Origin of the sequence: Parasporobacterium paucivorans DSM 15970, from assembly GCF_900141895.1 — a bacterium.
GTDB classification, from domain to species: Bacteria; Bacillota; Clostridia; order Lachnospirales; family Lachnospiraceae; genus Parasporobacterium; species Parasporobacterium paucivorans.
In genome coordinates this window covers 1-19,453 of sequence record NZ_FQYT01000031.1, presented here as the reverse complement: position 1 = coordinate 19,453, position 19,453 = coordinate 1, and the positions used below count along the sequence as shown (strand labels likewise).

General features: G+C 41.9%; 19 protein-coding genes and 1 riboswitch. Of the genes, 14 read left to right on the top strand and 5 right to left on the bottom strand.

The features are described 5' to 3' along the window. The 3 genes from BUA79_RS11515 to BUA79_RS11505 all read left to right on the top strand — a co-directional run. Positions 1-1,327 (top strand): UbiD family decarboxylase (locus BUA79_RS11515; RefSeq protein WP_073994571.1); only part of this gene is annotated, 1,327 nt, incomplete at its 5' end. A gap of 28 nt (positions 1,328-1,355) precedes the next feature. Beyond that, the gene (locus BUA79_RS11510; protein WP_073994569.1) at positions 1,356-2,729 is read left to right on the top strand and encodes an SLC13 family permease; all 1,374 of its coding nucleotides are present in this window, start codon (positions 1,356-1,358) and stop codon (positions 2,727-2,729) included. A 227-nt stretch (positions 2,730-2,956) separates the two neighbouring features. After that, positions 2,957-3,817, top strand: coding sequence for a YitT family protein (locus BUA79_RS11505; RefSeq protein ID WP_073994568.1), 861 nt, complete (start codon positions 2,957-2,959; stop codon positions 3,815-3,817). An 18-nt stretch (positions 3,818-3,835) separates the two neighbouring features. On the opposite strand, the gene BUA79_RS11500 is transcribed toward BUA79_RS11505, so the two are convergent. Next, positions 3,836-5,050, bottom strand: a complete 1,215-nt coding sequence (locus tag BUA79_RS11500) for an MFS transporter (RefSeq protein ID WP_073994567.1) — start codon at positions 5,048-5,050, stop codon at positions 3,836-3,838. A gap of 125 nt (positions 5,051-5,175) precedes the next feature. Between BUA79_RS11500 and BUA79_RS11495 the strand changes: the two genes are divergently transcribed. The 3 genes from BUA79_RS11495 to BUA79_RS11485 all read left to right on the top strand — a co-directional run bounded on the left by BUA79_RS11495 (position 5,176) and on the right by BUA79_RS11485 (position 6,663). Next, positions 5,176-5,742, top strand: a complete 567-nt coding sequence (locus BUA79_RS11495; protein ID WP_242941698.1) for a putative immunity protein — start codon at positions 5,176-5,178, stop codon at positions 5,740-5,742. Next, a complete protein-coding gene (locus BUA79_RS11490; RefSeq protein ID WP_073994565.1) occupies positions 5,739-6,167 on the top strand; it encodes an META domain-containing protein in 429 nt (142 codons plus the stop codon). The genes BUA79_RS11495 and BUA79_RS11490 overlap by 4 nt, the downstream gene beginning before the upstream one ends. 292 nt (positions 6,168-6,459) lie before the next feature. Continuing rightward, positions 6,460-6,663, top strand: a complete 204-nt coding sequence (locus BUA79_RS11485; protein ID WP_073994564.1) for a cold-shock protein — start codon at positions 6,460-6,462, stop codon at positions 6,661-6,663. A gap of 129 nt (positions 6,664-6,792) precedes the next feature. On the opposite strand, the gene BUA79_RS11480 is transcribed toward BUA79_RS11485, so the two are convergent. Both BUA79_RS11480 and BUA79_RS11475 read right to left on the bottom strand, forming a co-directional pair. Further along, positions 6,793-8,337 (bottom strand): FMN-binding protein, encoded by a 1,545-nt coding sequence (locus BUA79_RS11480; protein WP_073994563.1) that lies wholly within the window; start codon positions 8,335-8,337, stop codon positions 6,793-6,795. Continuing rightward, a complete protein-coding gene (locus BUA79_RS11475; protein WP_094757450.1) occupies positions 8,327-9,304 on the bottom strand; it encodes an FAD:protein FMN transferase in 978 nt (325 codons plus the stop codon). Before BUA79_RS11475 ends, BUA79_RS11480 begins: the two co-directional genes overlap by 11 nt. 298 nt (positions 9,305-9,602) lie before the next feature. On the opposite strand from BUA79_RS11475, the gene BUA79_RS11465 reads away from it, so the two are divergent. From BUA79_RS11465 to BUA79_RS11440, 6 genes are all read left to right on the top strand, one after another. Then, a complete protein-coding gene (locus tag BUA79_RS11465) occupies positions 9,603-12,227 on the top strand; it encodes a molybdopterin dinucleotide binding domain-containing protein (RefSeq protein ID WP_073994562.1) in 2,625 nt (874 codons plus the stop codon). Continuing rightward, positions 12,227-13,057, top strand: coding sequence for a 4Fe-4S dicluster domain-containing protein (locus tag BUA79_RS11460; protein WP_073994561.1), 831 nt, complete (start codon positions 12,227-12,229; stop codon positions 13,055-13,057). The genes BUA79_RS11465 and BUA79_RS11460 overlap by 1 nt, the downstream gene beginning before the upstream one ends. Positions 13,058-13,176: 119 nt before the next feature. Continuing rightward, the gene (locus tag BUA79_RS11455) at positions 13,177-13,734 is read left to right on the top strand and encodes a DUF1697 domain-containing protein (RefSeq protein WP_073994560.1); all 558 of its coding nucleotides are present in this window, start codon (positions 13,177-13,179) and stop codon (positions 13,732-13,734) included. Between the two features lie 149 nt (positions 13,735-13,883). Next, positions 13,884-14,522 (top strand): cytidylate kinase-like family protein, encoded by a 639-nt coding sequence (locus tag BUA79_RS11450; protein ID WP_073994559.1) that lies wholly within the window; start codon positions 13,884-13,886, stop codon positions 14,520-14,522. Between the two features lie 154 nt (positions 14,523-14,676). After that, positions 14,677-14,913, top strand: coding sequence for a hypothetical protein (locus tag BUA79_RS11445; protein ID WP_073994558.1), 237 nt, complete (start codon positions 14,677-14,679; stop codon positions 14,911-14,913). A 74-nt stretch (positions 14,914-14,987) separates the two neighbouring features. Further along, the gene (locus BUA79_RS11440) at positions 14,988-15,350 is read left to right on the top strand and encodes a VOC family protein (RefSeq protein ID WP_073994557.1); all 363 of its coding nucleotides are present in this window, start codon (positions 14,988-14,990) and stop codon (positions 15,348-15,350) included. Between the two features lie 33 nt (positions 15,351-15,383). Here the strand turns inward: BUA79_RS11440 and BUA79_RS11435 are convergent, their stop codons facing one another. Beyond that, positions 15,384-15,647 (bottom strand): hypothetical protein, encoded by a 264-nt coding sequence (locus tag BUA79_RS11435; RefSeq protein ID WP_073994556.1) that lies wholly within the window; start codon positions 15,645-15,647, stop codon positions 15,384-15,386. A 285-nt stretch (positions 15,648-15,932) separates the two neighbouring features. Beyond that, positions 15,933-16,031, top strand: a riboswitch (guanidine-I (ykkC/yxkD leader). 49 nt (positions 16,032-16,080) lie between these two features. Here BUA79_RS11435 and sugE point away from each other — a divergent pair. Continuing rightward, complete coding sequence (gene sugE, locus BUA79_RS11430) at positions 16,081-16,398, top strand: quaternary ammonium compound efflux SMR transporter SugE (protein WP_073994555.1); 318 nt, start codon at positions 16,081-16,083, stop codon at positions 16,396-16,398. A gap of 42 nt (positions 16,399-16,440) precedes the next feature. On the opposite strand, the gene BUA79_RS11425 is transcribed toward sugE, so the two are convergent. Then, positions 16,441-17,454: a uroporphyrinogen decarboxylase family protein gene (locus BUA79_RS11425; protein WP_073994570.1), complete on the bottom strand. Its 1,014-nt coding sequence runs from the start codon at positions 17,452-17,454 to the stop codon at positions 16,441-16,443. A 117-nt stretch (positions 17,455-17,571) separates the two neighbouring features. Between BUA79_RS11425 and BUA79_RS11420 the strand changes: the two genes are divergently transcribed. After that, positions 17,572-19,095, top strand: a complete 1,524-nt coding sequence (locus BUA79_RS11420; RefSeq protein WP_178138601.1) for a PucR family transcriptional regulator — start codon at positions 17,572-17,574, stop codon at positions 19,093-19,095. Positions 19,096-19,453: the final 358 nt, after the last annotated feature.

Here is a 19,453-nt window from a genome sequence, read left to right as displayed (position 1 = left end):
ACCTACACAGATTGGACCGGCTATGATGTTCAATAATGTGAAAGGACATCCAGGTGCTCCAGTAGTAATCGGAGTTTTGGCAAGCAGAGCCAGAGTAGCGGCCATGCTTGGAACAACACCTGACCAGCTGGGATTTTTGTTGAAGGATTCAGTTTCAAAAGCAATCGAACCGATTGTTATCCCAGCTGAGAAAGCACTTTGCCAAGAAGTTGTCCACAGAGCTGATGAACCTGGATTTGATATCCGCAAACTGATTCCTGCACCCACCAACACGATTGAAGATGCCGGCCCATACATCACTTTAGGTATGTGCTATGCAAGCGATCCTGAAACAGGTGAATCTGATGTTACAATCCACAGACTCTGCCTGCAGAGTGAAGATGAGATGACCATCTGGATTACTCCGGGCACAAGACATATCGGTTCATTTTATGAAAAATCGATCAAACTTGGAAAACCACTTCCAATTTCAGTAAGCATTGGTGTGGATCCAGCTATTTCCATCGCTTCCGGATTTGAGCCTCCAACAACACCAATCGGATTCAATGAGCTGTCCATCGCAGGCGCGCTCAGAGGAAAGGCAGTTGAGCTGTGTCCATGCGTTACGATACCTGAAAATGCTATCGCCAATGCGGAATACGTAATTGAAGGTGAGCTCATTTTTGACAGACATATGGATGAGGATGCACACAGCGGTACCGGAAAAGCTATGCCTGAGTTCCCGGGTTATACAGGACCGGCAGCCAAGAATATGCCTATCATCAAGGTTAAGGCTGTTACGCATAGGAATAATCCTATCATGCAGACCTGTATCGGACCAAGTGAAGAACATGTAAGTATTGCTGGTATTCCAACCGAAGCAAGTATCCTTACAATGGTTGAGAAGGCTATGCCGGGACGTTTGGTCAACGTGTATGCTCATTCTGCCGGCGGCGGAAAATACATGGCAGTTTTACAGTTCAAGAAAGGCGTACCAAGTGATGAAGGACGTCAGCGTCAGGCAGCGTTGGTAGCATTTACTGCATTCCCTGAATTGAAGCATGTAATACTTGTAGATGAGGATGTAGATCCGTTTGACAGCAACGATGTTATGTGGGCAATGAACACACGTTTCCAGGGAGATGTAGATACCATATTTATTCCGGGAGTACGTTGTCATCCACTGGATCCTACCGAAGACCCGGCCTACAATCCAAATATCAGAGACCGTGGAATTTCCTGTAAAACAATATTTGACTGTACAGTGCCATTCGCATTAAAAGACAGATTTGAACGTGCAAAATTCCTTGATCTGGATCCAAAGAAATTTTTGCCTGATATGTTTTAAAAATGACAACTGAGAGGAAAAGATTTATATGAAACGTATTATTGGTTTTTTGGCGGGTATTGCCGTTTTTCTGATTTTGTATTTTGCTCCTATTGAAGGTCTGAGCCACGAAGGACAGACCATGTTGGCGCTCCTGATTATGACAGTTATATTCTGGGCGACACAAATTGTACAGCCTGGATTTTCAGCTGGTTTATTCCTGATGTTATTAATTGTTTTCAAAGTGGCGGGACCCGAAACTATTTTCGCACCTTGGCTTGGTCCCGTAATGTGGCTCATTATCGGTGCTTATATCATTGCTAATGCCGTTGCATCTTCAGGTCTCGGAGAAAGAATTGCGTATAGTTTTATCATTCGTTTTGTAAATTCTTATAGAAGTATTATTATATCAATTTTTGTACTGAACATCATTTTGAGTTTATTCATCCCTCATCCTTTTCCGAAAGCGTTTCTGATTCTTTCAGTTATGAAGGTGGTTATGGATGCTGCAAAGATGTGTACAGCAGATCGCATTAAGGTAGGGTTCACAGTTTTTGCTGCAGCACCACCAACTTCCATGCTTTTCCTGACAGGAGATTCTTCCTTTGCGCCTCTGGTTTCGCAGTTTGCCGGGGTTGAAGTTAGCTGGCTGTCCTGGATTGGCTATATGATTGTCCCTGCACTTGTTTTGATTATTTTAACCTGCCTTCTTATCTTCATCATGTTTAAACCGAAGGAAGAGGTTAATATCAATAAAGACGAAATCCGTCTCAAATTAGCGGGAATGGGCAAATTTACCTCAAAGGAAATCCGTACCGTGATATGGTTGGTAATTGCAATCGCATTGTGGATGACAGACTCTATACATGGTATCAATGTTGGATGGATTACTCTGATTATTGCAATGGGCATGAGTCTTCCAATTATTGGTGAAGTTATTAAGCCATCTGCCTGGTCGGATGTACCTGTTGCTACTCTGATGTTCTTATCGGCAGCGTTGGCAATCAGCAAAGTAGGAGCCGAAACAGGAATGACAGACTGGCTCTTCAAGACGATTCTTCCGGGTTCATTGCCAGCAAGCCCGATTCTGATAGCTGCGCTTATTGCAGTAATAGCGGTCGTCCTGCATTTGGTTTTGGGCAGTTGCATCGCTGTTATGGGACTTGTGTGCCCGGCGATGGTTGGATTGGCAACGAGTATGGATATCAGCCCACTTATCCCTGCGTTTATCACATACACTGCCATCTACTCACACTATATCTTCCCACACCACAATCTGCCAATACTGGTGGGTTCCGGCGAAGACAAGGGCGGATATAGTGCAAAAGAAACCATACGGATGGGCCTGCCTTTGACCATCGTTGTATTTATCGTTACCTGTCTTGTTGAGGTAGGCTGGTTCAAAGTTATTGGTCTGTGGTAAAACAAAATTATGTCTTCATCAGAATTTGTTAAATCGATTTCGGAATGATGGGCAAACAGTTCAATAATTTAAAAATATTCAACCCAACATTAGAGGATCGCATATCAAAAATATGCGATCCTTTTAAACTGTTATATAAATATTACCTAAAAATATGATATAATAACACAAAATGCTAAGTAAGATAGAGTTTTGATATGAAAAAGATTATTTGAGGAGACGTATTGATGAAAAAAGATAGGCATGACAGGTTAAAGGTATTATATAAATTTTCAGCCCTGTTTTTGGGTTCGATAATAGCGGCGGTTGGTCTTGAATTATTTCTTGTTCCAAATAAAATCATTGATGGTGGAATTGTAGGAATCTCGATAATTGCAAGTTATTTGTCTGTAATACCTCTCGGAATATTCACGTTTATTTTGAATATTCCATTTTTAATCGTGGGTTACAAGCAAATTGGAAAAACATTTGTAATATCATCATTATTTTCCATTACCGTTTTTTCGATTTCTGTATCATTGCTGCATCCGATTCCGGGGCTGATTGACGACATCCTGCTGGCGACCATATTCGGCGGCATAATACTTGGAGCGGGGATAGGGCTGATCCTTCGAAACGGGGGGTCTCTGGATGGCACCGAGATTGTTGCAATAATCTTGAACAGACGTTCTTCTCTTTCAGTAGGCCAGATTGTGATGATAATGAATATATTTATTTTTATCATAGCTGCTTTGGTGCTTGGCTGGAACCGGGCTTTATACTCTATGCTTGCCTATTTTGTAGCACATAAGGCGATTGATGTTGTTATAGAAGGCTTTGATGAAGCAAAAGCAGTCATGATTGTTACAGACCATGAAAAAGAAATCGGAGAGGCAATTTCGGCCCGATTAGGCAGAGGTGTCACCTTTTTGGATGGGCGCGGAGGATTCTCGAACGATAAAAAAACAATAATCTATTCCGTCGTAACGCGACTGGAAATCTCAAAGATTCGCTCCATCATTTATGAAAAAGATCCAAATGCTTTTGTGACGATTAATGACGTATCTGAAGTTATGGGCGGACAATATAAGAAACGGGCTATCCATTAAACAGTTGATATTTAACCTTCATTCTGTTTTCGCTTTGCCGAATGGCTGTCTGCCGTTAGCTAAACCTGATGATTTCTTGCCGTGGATAAGATGATATAATAAAATAGATAAAAATACCATTGCAGCCAGTGCCATATACATTCCGCGGAATCCGACCTTGGGGATAAAGGTTCCAATGAGCAGAGGACCTACTCCCACGCCTGTGTCCAAGAAGATGAAAAAGGTGGAGGTGGCAAGACCTACTCTGTGCTTTGGGGATTCCTTGATTGCAATTGCCTGGGTACAGGTATACGCTGTTCCATAACCGAGAGCAATAAATATTCCCGATAACAGGAGTACATGACCGGAACTGGCTCTGCTCAGCAAAATCAGACCCAAAACAAAGAAGAGCAAGGAGGGATACATTACGCTGTTGTCCCCTCGGCTATCCAGCAGTTTACCACTGAGTGGCCTTGAAATGAGGCAGGTGGCAGAATATACCACAAAAAACAAACTTGCCGCACTTGTCAGGTTAATATCTAGTGCATATGCGTTGATATAGGACAGAATTCCCGAATAAGCAGTACCCATAATCAATGCAATGATTGAAATTGGAATGGCTTTTATTTCAAAGAAATCCTTCAATTTCAATCCTTTCATGGATTCAGACTGTTCTTTGGATAAATTCGCTTCTGGAATTTTTGCGAACAGGATTACAACAATACTGATTATGGAAAAAACAGTACATGTTGCAAATATGATATTGAAATTTGCATGCTGGGATATAAATAAACCCAGGAAAGGCCCGATGGCTGATGAAAGGGTGACGCTTAATGAATAGTAGCCGGTGCCCTCGCCGCGCCTTTCATTCGGTATAATATCCATTATAGCTGTTGCCATTGCCGTAGACGCAGCGCCGAAGGCGGCCCCATGCACAAACCGGACTGCAAGTAACAGATTCAGTTTGTCGGCAGGAAAATAGGACAAGGAAGCAAGCAGGAACAGGATAAGAGCTGTAAAAAGCAAGTTTCTTCGTCCGATTACCTCAATATATTTTCCTGCTATAATACGCGAAAAGACAGCACCAATGACAAATATGCCTGATGCAAGGCCGGCCTGGCCTTGCGATGCACCGAACTGTTTGATGGCATAGACAGCTAAAGTCGTCACTAACAAGTAAAACGTCAGACTGGTGAAAAATGTAGTTATTGTAATAATTGTAAAATCTTTTGACCATAATTTGGATTGATTCATTTTTTTACTCCGGTTTTTTTTCGATATGACCAACTATAGGACTTTTTTTCGGATATGTCAAATGGAGTATGTACAAGCCGGAGAATGGATAATTGCAGGAGGGAAATAAGAGGATGTTTTCAGATGTGGAAATCAAAATAAAGAAAAAAAACAAAATATTATTTTCCCGGGACTCTCAATGTCTGCAGGAGTTGATTGCTCTGATTCAACTGCAAAATCACCGGACTCTTGTTGCGTGGGCATTGGATTGTGCCAAATGGCCCTTGAAGCAATTTGAAGCAAAATATCCCGGCGAATGCAGACCCAGAATTTGTTTGGAACTTTCCGGGGCTTGGGCAAGAGGGAATATAAAAATGCCAGCTGCCAAAAAGGCGATTTTAGGTTCCCATGCGGTCGCAAAAGAAATTGATGACAGTGAATACGGTGCTTTGTGCCATGCAATTGGGCATGCGGGAGCTGCCGTGCATGTAGAAACACATGCTTTGGGCTTTGTTTTTTATGAATTAACTGCGATTGTATTAAAATATGGAAAAGATGATTTTCAAAAACCCGTGAGCGAAAAAATCAAATTCTATTATGACCGCCTGTTATACTGGAAGGCTAATTCCGATAAAACTGAAAAAGATTGGGCAAACTTTTTATTGCATGACAGGAAGTCAGACAAAGAAAAGTTATTAAAGGAGAGACGATGAGAGGAATTAAGGTTTTGCTGATTTTGCTGATTTGTATCAATCTCATGTCCTGTTCACCAAGGGCAGCAGATGATCTTGCCGGAACCAGTTGGGTACTTGACTCATGGACGCAGGAAACTTTGTCACCGGCAGGATATAATATTACTCTGGAGTTTGGATATGATGGTGGAACCGACGGACAATCCGCTGTTAACCATTATGGGTCTGCCTATCAGGTGAAAAGAGACGAGGCGCTGGTTTTCAGCAACACCACAAGCACCGAAATGTCCAGCATAGATCCAGACCGGAACAAGGCGGAATCCATTTATATGGAATTCTTATCCGCAGTAAGATACTATGAAATGAATGGAAATGAGCTGATACTGAAAAATCACGAGAAATCCGTTATTCTGACATTTCATAAGGTTACATTTCCAGTGAAGTGAAAATCCATAATTCAGACATAATTCCCCAATATAATATAATCACAAGGATTCATAGGCTGAGTTGATAAGGAGGGTTTTTATGAGATACAGTAATTGCATGGATGGTGTTTTGGGTTTCTTGAGAAAAGTATTGACATATGGTTTTTGATGTGATAAACTTACGAAGTATTTTAGATGTTAGTTCTGATTCACATATTTTTGTAAATCATTAAGACGTTTGATGATTTACAAAAATATGTGATTTTTTATTTGCAGCATAAAGTATAAAAAATTATATTAGGAGGTATCTTTCATGAATAAAGGTACAGTAAAGTGGTTTAACGCACAAAAAGGATTTGGATTTATCACAAACAGCGAAAATGGAGAAGATTTATTCGTTCATTTTTCAGGAATCGCTTCAGAAGGCTTCAAGAGCCTTGAAGACGGACAGAACGTTAGCTTTGATATTACTCAGGGCGCTCGTGGCTTACAGGCTACCAACGTTTACGCAGTTTAAGCAAATCCATTTAAAAGCCGGTATATAACCGGCTTTTTTTGTGCTTAACTTCCGTGATGATTTTTCGAGGCATGCATCCTGGGTATCCTGAATGCATGCCTCGTTTTTTGATAGGTTTTCAATTTGGTGTTAATTTAAAGCGTCTGCCACAGCATCCATAATTCCGTTGCTGCTGAAAGTAGCTCCTGAAACAGCATCGACATTGGTTGACTGTGTTTCCATTATCTCACTTATAACCGTATTATAGGCCCGGTTGAAATAGGGGGCGTCATCCTGGTAGGAAACTACTTCTATATCAGTAATTAATCCACCAGAAACGGTAACGCTTACTGTCGTAGTACCTCGACGGAAGCCGGTACCTGTCCCAGTATAGGTTCCATCTGTATAGGCAGAAGTACTGGAATTGCTGTTTATACTGTCAACTGCTTGAGTGGTAGTTGATTCAGTGGTTGAACTGATTGCTGAGGATGTGACTGAAACAGCAGTGTTTTGTAACGCATCCGAAACTGCATCCATAATTCCGTTGCTGCTATAAGTTGCACCGGATACGGCATCAACATCAGTTGACTGGCTGTCGATAATTGATTCAGTAACTGAATTAAATGCCCGGTTGAAATATGGAGCATCATCTCCATATGAAATTGCTTCGATATTGGTTATGTACCCGTTTTCAACAGTTACAGAAACTTTAGTTGTTGCACCACGAAATCCTGTACCTGTACCTTCATACGTGCCATCTGCATATTGTCCATTTTCAGTTTGGCTGATTGCACTTCCGGTTAAATATGTACCAGTGCCTGCACTGGCAGTAACGACGTCGGTCATTAGATTCCCGGCACAGTACAATCCCGTCATGGCTGTAATGGCCAGAGCTCCTGCAAATGCGGGATTCAGTTCGTTTCCTAAAACGGTTATATTTGCATTCTTTTTTGGACAGTTGGAAACACATTTAAAACACTGGATGCATTCACCGGAAGTCACTTTATCATAGTTATAAAGTGGAATTCCCATGGAACATTTTTTTGTGCACAAGCGGCAGGATTGACATTTATCAAGCGGCTTTTTGATTTTGAATATGCTGAGTTTTGAAACCAGTGCAAAAACAGCACCTAATGGACATAGATACCGGCAAAACAGTCTTTCAATAAATAAGGATCCGATTATGATAAATAACAATAGTATTGTACCGAAGGCAAAATACTGCATTGCATAAGCAACATCGGGTAGTTTTGTAACAGTGGACAGAACTCCAAAGGCATTCCATGGATTTGCAATATCTAAATTCCAATCGAAATTCCAAACGAACAGGACCAGCAGAATTAAAACACAAAACTTTATATATTTCAAATATTTATCTATTTCTGGTTTGATGTTGTACTTGATGCGAAATACTTTACTGCCCAGCAAGTGAAGCCAATCCCCGAGTGCGCCGAATGCGCACATCCAGCCGCAAAAAAACCGGCCAAGCAACAGTGTGATAGGTATTATGGATAGCGCACCAATCAGGGATGGAAAATCCTGAGAAAAATCAAAGGTTCCCTGCATTAATCCCTGATAAATGGTTTTAATTCCGGCAAATGAAGCAGCATATAAACCGGGTAGTATAATGAAAAATAGTATCTGAATGATTATTCTTAGTATTTGTACTTTGGAAATTTTCTTTTTAGTTGCCATAGAATCCTGCCCTTTTCGATTTTATTGATGTATTCGTGATTTTGAATTTTTCTAATAATCCATTTGTCATGATGACCTCCATTTTATCTGTAATAAATATTGCGTCCTCCTTAATCAGTTCCAGCAGTTTCAAACCTTCATCAACACCCATGGTAAATAGAGAGGTGGTAAGTGCATCTGCATACATGGAGTTGTCACAGACCGCTGTAACGCTTAACAATCCAGACCGGGAAGGATATCCAGTGTATCTGTCTATTATATGGTGGTAACGGATACCGTCCTTTATGAAGAAACGTTCGTTCGTGCCTGATGTGACAATAGTTTTCTCTTCCAGTGACAACACCCCAATATATTGTCCTGTCTGCATCAACGGGTTTTGAATACCTATCTTCCAGGGAGTTCCATCAACCCTGGTGCCCAGCGTTACGATATTACCCCCCAGATTTATTAATGCATGCTTTACTCCGTTTTCCATCAATATTCTTTTTGCCTCATCTGCTGCATACCCCTTAGCGATTCCACCTAAATCAATGCTTTGATCTTCGCAACGTAAAGTGGCTCTGATGTTCACTTTATCCAATAGAATATCCCGATAATCCACCTTGTTCATTTCTCTTGCTATTTCAGTATCATCTGGAATATAATTTGTCTTTTTTCCAATGCCCCAAAGTTTAACCAATGGACCAATTGTTACATCAAAACATCCGCTTGATAACTTCGAAAAATGTATCGCATGTTCTAATATATCATAAGTGTCCTTGTTTATATCCACAAAATCTCGACCAGCAGAATTATTGATCTTTGAGATATCACTGTCATTTTTAAATGCTGATAGTACATCATCAATTTCATAAATTCTTTCTGTGACCTTATCTAAAATTTCAATATCTGCACAATTAAACATATTTATATAGTTCAAAGTTCCCAGAGCATAAAATTTAGTTTGCATGTTTTTTTCATTCGTCATTATTGCTTCCCACCTTATTTAATATTAAGAGTATTGTAATTTATTAATGTGTCAATGGTGTGAAGGATTATTGAATGTATATGGTGGCTGATTGTTTTAGCAGATCGTATGGATATAAATATAAATCATTCGATGTCAGAATTTTTATCAAAACTCGAAAAACAGATATCAGAATAAATTATGATGGAAAGTTATATTGATTTACTGCTGTGGCAGGCATATAATGAAATCATACATGATTTGCGGGATAGCTATTCCATGCAGCAGAATAGCAAAACAGGAAAAAGGAGGAAGTTTGATGGCAGAAGACAGGGCCAGGAACAGCAAATCTGGCGAGAAAACACTGATTCGCGATATCAGCTTCTGCGGGGTGCCCGAAAATGGTTCTAATGCATCAATGGTCGATGTTAAGGATGGAAAAATCATCCGCATACGGCCTATGCATTATGACTGGAAATATGACCCCGAGAAGGACATGAACCCATGGAAGTTCGATGTGAGAGGCAGTACCTTCGAACCCAGCATGAAAACCTTAATTCCACCGTACTCCATTGCTTACAAAAAACGTGTCTATTCACCGGCCCGGGTGCGATTTCCGATGAAAAGGGTGGATTTTGATCCCGGTGGAGCCCCCGGCTCGACTGGTCCGGGGGGACGAAACACGCAGAACAGAGGGAAAAGCAAATATGTTCGCATCTCCTGGGATGAAGCTCTGGATATCATTTCCAAAGAGATGAACCGTTTGAAAGAGACTTATGGTCCTACATGCCTTCTCTACCAGTGCGACCAGCACGGCGAGAATAAAGTGGTGCAAGCCTGCCATGGCGCCGGCCGTAAACTTTTGCCTCTTTGGGGCGGATATACATTGCAGATCAGGCAGCCGGACAGTTGGGAAGGCTGGTGGTGGGGCAGTAAGCACTTCTGGGGTTGTGAGCCGGTAGGTCAGGGAAAACAAAGCAATCTGCTCCTTGATGTTGCCGAGAACTGCGAGCTGCTGCTCTTTTGGGGATGCGACCAGGAGACCACTCCCTGGGGATGGCAGGGCCAGCTTCCCAGCCGTCTGAGCTACTGGTACAGCGAATTGGGAATCAAACAGATCTATGTGTGTCCCGATCTTAACTATGCGGCAGCGGTACACGCCGACCGATGGATACCGGTGCTGCCCAACACAGATGCAGCCCTTTATCTGGCCATTACCTATGTATGGTTCAAAGATGGAACATACGACAAGGACTACCTCAAAACACATGCTGTCGGTGTGGAAACCTACGAAGCCTATGTCATGGGTGAGGAAGATGGCGTAGCCAAGACCCCGGAATGGGCTGCTACACGATGCGGGGTATCCGCCCGTGTCATCAAAGCTCTGGCCAGGGAATGGGCCTCAAAACGCACAAGTGTGGTCATCGGCAACGGTGGACCCGGCATACGCGGACCTTACGCCACGGAGCCGGCACGTTTGCAGAATATCTGTCTTGCCATGCAGGGTCTGGGTAAACCGGGCGTTAACCAGGTGAAAATGATTGAATGGGGTCTGTTCGACTTCCCGGACCAGTACGCCCAGCCCAAGCCGCTGCGCGTGCCCAATCTCCGCAAGGCGTACACAGGAGGACATCCCTCTGACAAAAACGACCCCTCATTGCCAAAGACCCTGGTTCCTAAAGCCATTTTGGAAGGTTCTTGTGACTGGTGGGGCTGCGAATCCGAAACGGCTCCCCGGGAGGACCAGTTTATACACCGTTTCTATCCGGCAGAAGGCGCTTCCAAAATTCATGCCGTATGGACCGACTCTCCGTCCTGGATTACCTGCTGGAACGGCGGCAACGACTACGTGCGGGCTATGCAGCATCCAGACATTGAGTTTATGTGGGCGCAGCATCCCTGGCTGGAAAACGATGCCCTCCTGGCCGATATCATTCTTCCAGTCAACACCAAACTGGAAGAGGACGACATCGCCGCTGATATCTTCAGCGGCCAGTACAACCTGCTTTATCCCGAGAATAAATGTGTGGAACCTCTGGGCGAATCCTTCAGCGACTACGAGATTGTCTGCATGCTGGCCGACAAACTGGGCCTGCTGGAAGAGTACACGGGCAGCAAATCGATTCCGGAACTTATCAAATATGGATGGGAAACTTCCCGCTGCGCGGATCTTATCAGCTGGGAAGAGCTGAAGGACAAGGGATATTTTGTGGTTCCTACCGCTGACGGCTGGGAAAAAGAGCCTCGCGGATTCCAGAAATTTTATGAAGACCCTAAGAATAACCCGCTCACTACTCCTACCGGCCTGCTGGAATTTGAGTCAACCGGGCTTAAGGAGCATTTCCCTGACGACAAGGAACGACCTCCGGTGCCGAAATGGATTCCCAGCGGTATTACCCACCAGGAGACGCTGGAAACTGAGCGTGGCAAGAAATACACCCTGCTGGTAATTTCTAACCACCCGCGTTGGAGCGTTCATTCGCAGCATGAGGACATCACCTGGCTGCGTGAGATTCCGACCTGCAAAATCAAAGGTCCCGACGGTTACCAGTACCATCCTGTATGGCTGCATCCATCTACGGCCGCCGAACGTGGCATTGCCGATGGAGATGTGGTTTCTATCTACAATGACCGGGGTACGGTTTTAGCTGCAGCATATGTAACTGAACGCATTATGCCGGGTGTTATTTATATCGATCACGGAGCCAAATGGGATCCGATTGTGCCAGGTGAGATTGACCGTGGCGGAGCCATCAACACCATTGTGCCTCGGAATGTTACTTCAAAAAATGCAGTGGGTCATGCTGTCAGCGGTTTCCTGGCCGAGATTGAAAAAACGGATCTAGATGAGCTTAAGAGAAAATATCCCGACGCGTTTAATCGGCCTTTCAATCCTACTGCGGGTCCGGGCTTGGACGCTGTTATGGCTGGAGGTGAGGAGTAATGGGTAAAGTTCTAATTATTAACTACGATATCTGCAACGGCTGCTACAACTGTCAGGTAGCCTGTAAAGACGAGCATGTGGGCAATGACTGGTCGCCGATTGCGAAGCCTCAGCCAGATACAGGGCAGTTCTGGAACAAACTCCATGACAATGTGCGGGGTCAGGTTCCCAAGGTAATGATAACCTACGAACACAGCATTTGTCAGCATTGTGACGACGCTCCGTGCATCAGGTCCTGCAGCCAGGATGCCATATATAAACGTGATGACGGCATCGTAATCATCAATCCGGATAAATGCCGGGGACACCAGCTTTGTATCGAGGCCTGTCCTTACGAGAACATAATTTATTATAATGAAGATCTAAAGATTGCTCAAAAATGCACTTTCTGCGCACACTTGCTGGACGATGGCTGGGAAGAGCCGCGCTGTGTGGATGCCTGCCCTACCGGAGCCATGATTTTTGGTGATGAGGATGATCCTAAAATCAGAGATCTCATTGCTAAAGCGGAACCCCTCAAACCTGAACTGACAGTGAAGCCCCGGGTTTACTATATCGGTCTGCCCAAACGATTCATCGCCGGAGCGTTATATGACAAAGAAGCCGATGAGTGCAGTGAGAGCGTGAAAGTCACCGCGGCCAATGTGGATACCGGTGAGAAGGTCACGACCGAGACAGACAGCTATGGTGATTTCTGGCTTCGCGGACTTGCAGGTGGACAGTATACCCTCCTGTTCGAAAAGAACGGGTACCTGGCTCAGAAATTTGGTCCGGTGGATGTCACCAAAAGGGACATCAATATAGGCGACGTGGCTCTGTGGAAGTCCTAGGATATATGTACCATATATTTGTACAAATATGTGATCAGAAATAAGCAAAATGGCCGGATATCTTGAATCAAAGAAGGTATCCGACCATTTGTGTTTTCATATTGAGGAGAGTTCAAGGCATGACTATTTATATCGCATTTTTAAGAGGGATTAACGTAGGCGGAAAAAATAAAATCAAGATGGCGGATTTGAAACGAACATTAGAATCAGTCGGACTTTTTGAAGTGAAAACATATATTCAAAGTGGAAATGTTTTGTTTAAATCGAATGAAACAGAAGAATCACTGTGCGATAGAATCGAACGGGAGATAGAGACGGTTTTTGGGATTCGGGCAGAGGTCATCCTGAGGACTTCCACAGAATTAGAACAGATTATTTTTAATTGTCCATTCTCGAAGGAAGATATAAGGGAAGCAGAGGCGCTATCAGAAGTGGAAAGTCTGTATGTCGCGCTATTGAAGCACCAGCCAGCAAAAGAAAAGATTGAGTGCATTGATGCTTATAGAAGTGAAGGTGATAGATGTCATATCACCGGAAGAGATGTTTATCTATTGTTCCAGCATAGTATCCGGAATTCAAAACTTGCGAAAAATCTCTACAAACTGAATGTATCGGCAACTGTGCGTAACTGGAAAACATTAAGCAAACTCGTTGCATTAGCAAAAAGTACATCCTGAAATACGCATTCAATGTGTTCAATACCAATATCGCTAAGGACATTTACCATCCGGGTTAAAAAAACTTGCTACGATATTCAAGGACGATGTTGAATCGGAATTGAAATCATATTCGCGCTTTGTCAATCAGCCACAGAAATGAGGATAAAATGTATAAAACAAAAATTTTAATAACGATTGACCGTCAAAAAGGAAGCGGTGGAGATTATTTAGGAAGAAGACTGGCAGAAAAGCTGAACATTTCCTATTATGATGATGAAATAGTCAGAGAAGCGGCCAAAGAATTGAATTCCCCGGTTGAGGAACTCCAAGCCTTAGATGAAAAACATTCCAGCTTGTTGATGAGCATTTTTTTGTCTGCACAAGGAACGGTCAGATATTATCCGGAGTTAGATGTAGTTACGGATCACAAAGCGTATAATGCTGAATCAAATATTGTTTTGAAAGTTGCAAGTGAAAAGTCAGCGGTCATAATAGGAAGAGCAGCTTCTTATCTTCTGCGTGGAAATCCCAGACATGTAAGCATTTTTTTACATGCTGATATGGATATTCGGGTAAAACGTACTCAGGAGTTGAATAGGATATCGGAAGAAGAAGCGATAAAATTGATTCAAAAAACGGATAAGCAAAGATTGAGATATTATAAAGAATTTGCAGGAATGGATATGTACAATTCCTGCAATTATGACTTGACAATTGATACTGGGAAACTTGGGTTTGAAAAAAGCGAAACCTTAATATTGGATTTTTTGGAAAAAATATATGGGAATCAGCTTAACTGGTTATAAAAGGATTCTACTTGATATATTATTTTTTTGATTCAAAGGACACTTTTTTTGTGTTATAATGATGCGAACTTCATATTTTTCGCGATGGAGGCATTGTCTTAACGGAGTATGTAACTAAAAAAATTCATTAATAGATAAAGAAAGAGGGAATAGAATGGATAATCAAAAGAAGGATCTTAGTATGTTATCGATGGTTATTGGAATAGTAGCAGTTATAACATCGTTTTTTCCTATTGGAAGCCTGGTAGCCATAATTGGCGTGTTCTTTGGAATTGCAGCTTTAAGAAGGGGAACGACAAGAAAAAATCCAGTTTTAATTGGGATAGTCTTATCCGTAATTGCTTTTGTGATCACTGGAGTACTTTACGGAAATGCTGGAGGTCTTGCTTAGATTGTTTATTTAATCTTTTTTGTTTAGTAAAATAGTTAAAAGTTGGTTTAAATTATTGGACAGGGAGGAACACCATGAAATTTTGCTGGAGCACAATTCAAGTAAAAGATATGGATGAATCATTAAGGTTTTATGAGGATATAATCGGCCTAAAAGTGAACCGAAGATTTAAAGCTGGCCCAGGCATAGAAATCGTTTTTTTAGGAGATGGAGAAACAAAGATAGAACTTGTATGTGATGAGAATGGCAAAGATGTTAATATAGGTACTGACATTTCATGGGGATTTGAAGTGGAATCGGTTGAAGAGAAGATGGATTTTGTTAGAGCAAAGGGTATATCTATTGAGAGCGGACCTTTTCAACCAAACCCTCATGTAAAATTTTTCTATATAAAGGATCCCAATGGATTGAAGATCCAACTTGTAGAGAATGTGTAGAAATTCAAAAGTTATCTACTCAGGTAAATTCTTTTATACAATAAAATGCTTTATTAGGTACTTTGCGTTTTCGAAATCTTTTTTCTTGACACAAATAGAATATAAATTTTCATATTTTGCATTGATGGATCTGCTTCCGACGCCGCTTCGTATCGTGCCATGTCCTGCAAGTTCAGTGGAGTGGTTTATGATTTTATAAGTGTATTCAATGCATTCTGTCTCAAAAATCTCTCTTACTTTATTGAAATCATCCAATGAATATCCAAGATAGACTTCCTCTTTATTAAATAAAAACATATTAATCCCCCATTCTGTGTGTTTTAAAATATAATTTGATTATACTATGAAAAGGATGGATGGTGCTATACCTATTTATGCTTGGTGATGGTTCTTTAAAAGGTGGCGTGGACTTCATTTTTTGTTATAGTATCCAAGTCGGAAAAAGCCTCATCTGAAATTCTCAAGGCTTTTACCCTGTTATAAACTGACACTATTATCCTTTATCAGGGATATTGACTTTTCTGATTTTAAAACATATAATGAAAATCAGCTTTAAAGAATATTGTCTTATTAAATACAAATAGTAAAGTTTTCTAGGGTTCCGCAGTTTTGACTGGCCAGTGACCAAGAGAGAACTCACAGTTTTTAACTGTGACACGGAAGGATAAAAGCCTGGGAGATATCAAGATGATATCTTTCAGGCTTTATTTTTTATTATGGAGGTAAAAACATGGCTTGGATTTATTTATTAATTGCAGGGATTTTTGAAGTTGTTTGGGCAATAGCTCTGAAGTATTCTCACGGATTTACGGAATTGTTTCCATCTTTGATTACATTGGGAGGCATGGCAATCAGTTTTTATTTATTGTCACTTGCTACTAAAACTCTCCCAATTGGCACATCATATGCAATTTGGACGGGGATAGGTGCTTTGGGTACAGTTATATTTGGTATTTTACTTCTCAATGAGCCAGTTAATGTTTTGCGAATGGTATTTCTTTGCTTAATACTGGTGGGAATATTAGGACTGAAATTTACTGCTGCATAGCACCTCTTTTGATTTGTCTAAATCTATGTTAGCTGATTCGTGTTATTTTCCGGAAACCTCATGACCGTATCTTACGGCTTCCTGGACGAGAGGCATGATGGCAGCCCCGACATCTGCCGGATTCAGACTGTTTACGAGAACAAAACCAAAGAAGATATACCCCGGATTTTTTCCATAAACATCGATACACCTGCGTACCTCAGCCAGTCTCGTTTCCAGGCTGGAATCCGCTTGTGCCGGTTCACCGTTAGTGTCAAAACCGCCCATGAAGACGATTTTATCGCCGTATTTTTTCTGCATTGCAACAATATCGTTGGTAGGCTGGACTGATGTCCAGGCTGCGGCACCCGTTTCAATAATATCCTCGATCAAAGGTTCGCAGAATCCGCAAGTGTGTTGAATTGGGATCATCCCCAGTGCTTTGACTGCATCGTTGAGGCGTTTATGGTGTGGCTTGATTAATTTACGGTAGGTATCAGGTGACATGAAAAGGCCTCGTTCTGTTGCTATATCGTCATAATTGGTAAACGCATCCGGATTATAGGATTCCTTAACTTTTTTTGCAAACTCGATTTTGTAATCTGTAATGGCTTCCATAAGCTCATTGCAGGCATCCGGTTCTTCGATCAGTGCAATCAAAGCATTTTCAAATCCCATGAAAGCCGCCAGCCTTTCAAATACGCCATTGCCACACCCGAAATCGACCGCCTGCATATTCCTGTCAACATGATACATCTCAAATTCTTTCTGTGCTTCCTTGTTCCAATCAAATGACTCAAGATCTGGAAATTTGATGATATCTTTCCATTCGGTTATGTTGTCGAGATCTAGCATGAACTCGTTTGGTGCCGGAATAGGAGCGCCGCCTCCGGAAGAAGGTGTGACCCATCTAACGCAGAATCCATCATAGCCTCCTCCGAAGGGACCTTTCTCAATCCATGGCCCCGGCCCGGCAGCGAATCCCACCCCGGCGCAGTCGGCAATAAATACTGGTGTCCATTCTGTCTTCTTGTGATTCAGTGCATTCAAATAATTTTCCCTTGGTGTTAGCGCCATTATAAATTCCTCCTTGATTTTTCTATCTGATCTCATTTTATGCTTCCTTTTTCGTAAAGTAAATTATACATAAGAATTGACTTTTTGCAGTTGTACTTATACACTATGTATAAGGGGGTGTTGATCATAAAACTTTCAATTCAGATACTCGCAAAACGTCTCGAGGACGCAATAGAACAGAGAAATATAAATGATATTTACGATTCGCTGATTTACGCCAGGCCCATATTCCATACGGGAGAGAAAACATTCAATTCCAACACATTATATATGGCGAATGCAGAGACGCTGCCTGCACAGGCACATTTCAACGAAGGCTCAGCAATCCTGTGCATTGGCACACCACCTCAAGTATATTTCAATTGTAGATTGAACCTGTTAATCATTGGTGAAGAACAGGATCTTTTCGACATAAATAATAAGGTCCATCAAATATTTGATGCATTCGATTTGTGGGATTCCGGACTGAAACAGAGCTCAGGCGAATGGAATCCGCTGCAGCATATGATTGATATTTCCGAACCCGTTTTTGGCAATGGACTATCCATTATGGATTCCAATTATAATATAATCGCACAAACCGCGTTGAACAGAACGGGTTATTCCGGAGGTCTCGATGAATTCGGGGGAATATCTGTCGACCAGGTCAACTCATTCAAAAATGATAATGCATACGCAGAAATAGCAGATGAGAAAGAAGTGTTTCAATTTCCTGCAGATGTACTTCCCTTTAGATGCATCTGCAAGAACATTTTCTTGAATGAAGTATTTATTTTCAGGATTATTCTATCCGAAACGACCAAGAGTTTTGACAGCTCGGATGCATCAATGTTCGGGCATTTAGCCAGCTGTCTGGAGGATATTCCAAGCCGGCTCAGCAATTCTCATCCTGAGGAAAGCAGTGTTCTTGCCTCTCTTTTCAAAAATATTGCAGGTGGATACTCGTATAATCAGTCCATCTTCGATAAGGAGCTGAATCATCTGGGTTGGTATCACGAGAATACATATCGCATCATGTATATCAAGCCGAGCAGCCAGGATATCTATAACATGACAATGTATTATTTCTGCAGCAAGATTATGCGCGAATATCCACAGACATTTGCTTTTATTGATAACAGCATAATCGTTGTCATCGTCAATATAAGCATCATCAAAATTTCAGGGGATGATTTTTTTGCCCAGTTCAACTATTTTATCAGAGAGGGGAATTTCAGGGTTGGATTCAGTAATTATTTTGAAGGGTTCAAAAACCTTAGAGAATACTATATTCAGGCAAGGATTGCCCTTGAAATCGGGCTCATACAGAAGCCTACCGTTTGGACCCATACATTTGCGGACAATATGTTTCTCTATATGCTGAATAAGATAACAGAGGAGCTGCCTGCCGATTTTCTAAGATCTCCTGTTGCTGCCCGTCTGCAGAGGTATGACGAAGCAAACCAGACCGAGTATCTCAGGACGCTGACCGTATATCTTGGCAACCATATGAATGCCGCACAGAGTGCGAAAGAACTGTTTATTCATCGCGCAACAATGCTGTACAGAATTGACCGCATTAGGGAAATTGGAAAAACAGATTTTAAAAATCCGGATGAACTTTTACATTTACAACTCAGTTTAAGACTTGATAGAAATTGAGTAAAGACGGTTAAATGAATATTCCGTTCCAATAATGCATGCTTTTCGGAAAGTCAGAGCATCCCTATCCGGAAGAACAGAGCACCGCTTTCCGGATAGAGTGCAGTTTGTAAGTTAAATCTTAATCGAGTTCATCGTTGGCACCAGGATCAACTGCCCAGATAAGATTGACCCATTCTTCAGAATTCATCGGTCTCAAGCATGTGCCCCACATCCTTTGACGGAGGATTTTAATCCATGGCGCTCACGCATGGATATCCGGCCATCAATCATGACTTCATAGGAATTGTGAACAATCCGGTCGATGATGGCTTCTGACACCGTAGCATCCCTTTCCGTACCGATACGTCCATACCAG

Bases quoted from the DNA above. Each gene is read 5' to 3' on its own strand.
- BUA79_RS11480 (WP_073994563.1), bottom strand. From the start codon at position 8,337: ATGGCAACTAAAAAGAAAATTTCCAAAGTACAAATACTAAGAATAATC.
- BUA79_RS11450 (WP_073994559.1), top strand. From the start codon at position 13,884: ATGTATAAAACAAAAATTTTAATAACGATTGACCGTCAAAAAGGAAGC.
- BUA79_RS11440 (WP_073994557.1), top strand. From the start codon at position 14,988: ATGAAATTTTGCTGGAGCACAATTCAAGTAAAAGATATGGATGAATCA.
- BUA79_RS11485 (WP_073994564.1), top strand. From the start codon at position 6,460: ATGAATAAAGGTACAGTAAAGTGGTTTAACGCACAAAAAGGATTTGGA.
- BUA79_RS11475 (WP_094757450.1), bottom strand. From the start codon at position 9,304: ATGACGAATGAAAAAAACATGCAAACTAAATTTTATGCTCTGGGAACT.
- BUA79_RS11425 (WP_073994570.1), bottom strand. From the start codon at position 17,454: ATGGCGCTAACACCAAGGGAAAATTATTTGAATGCACTGAATCACAAG.
- BUA79_RS11445 (WP_073994558.1), top strand. From the start codon at position 14,677: ATGGATAATCAAAAGAAGGATCTTAGTATGTTATCGATGGTTATTGGA.
- BUA79_RS11510 (WP_073994569.1), top strand. From the start codon at position 1,356: ATGAAACGTATTATTGGTTTTTTGGCGGGTATTGCCGTTTTTCTGATT.
- BUA79_RS11500 (WP_073994567.1), bottom strand. From the start codon at position 5,050: ATGAATCAATCCAAATTATGGTCAAAAGATTTTACAATTATTACAATA.
- BUA79_RS11435 (WP_073994556.1), bottom strand. From the start codon at position 15,647: ATGTTTTTATTTAATAAAGAGGAAGTCTATCTTGGATATTCATTGGAT.
- sugE (WP_073994555.1), top strand. From the start codon at position 16,081: ATGGCTTGGATTTATTTATTAATTGCAGGGATTTTTGAAGTTGTTTGG.
- BUA79_RS11465 (WP_073994562.1), top strand. From the start codon at position 9,603: ATGGCAGAAGACAGGGCCAGGAACAGCAAATCTGGCGAGAAAACACTG.
- BUA79_RS11455 (WP_073994560.1), top strand. From the start codon at position 13,177: ATGACTATTTATATCGCATTTTTAAGAGGGATTAACGTAGGCGGAAAA.
- BUA79_RS11505 (WP_073994568.1), top strand. From the start codon at position 2,957: ATGAAAAAAGATAGGCATGACAGGTTAAAGGTATTATATAAATTTTCA.
- BUA79_RS11490 (WP_073994565.1), top strand. From the start codon at position 5,739: ATGAGAGGAATTAAGGTTTTGCTGATTTTGCTGATTTGTATCAATCTC.
- BUA79_RS11460 (WP_073994561.1), top strand. From the start codon at position 12,227: ATGGGTAAAGTTCTAATTATTAACTACGATATCTGCAACGGCTGCTAC.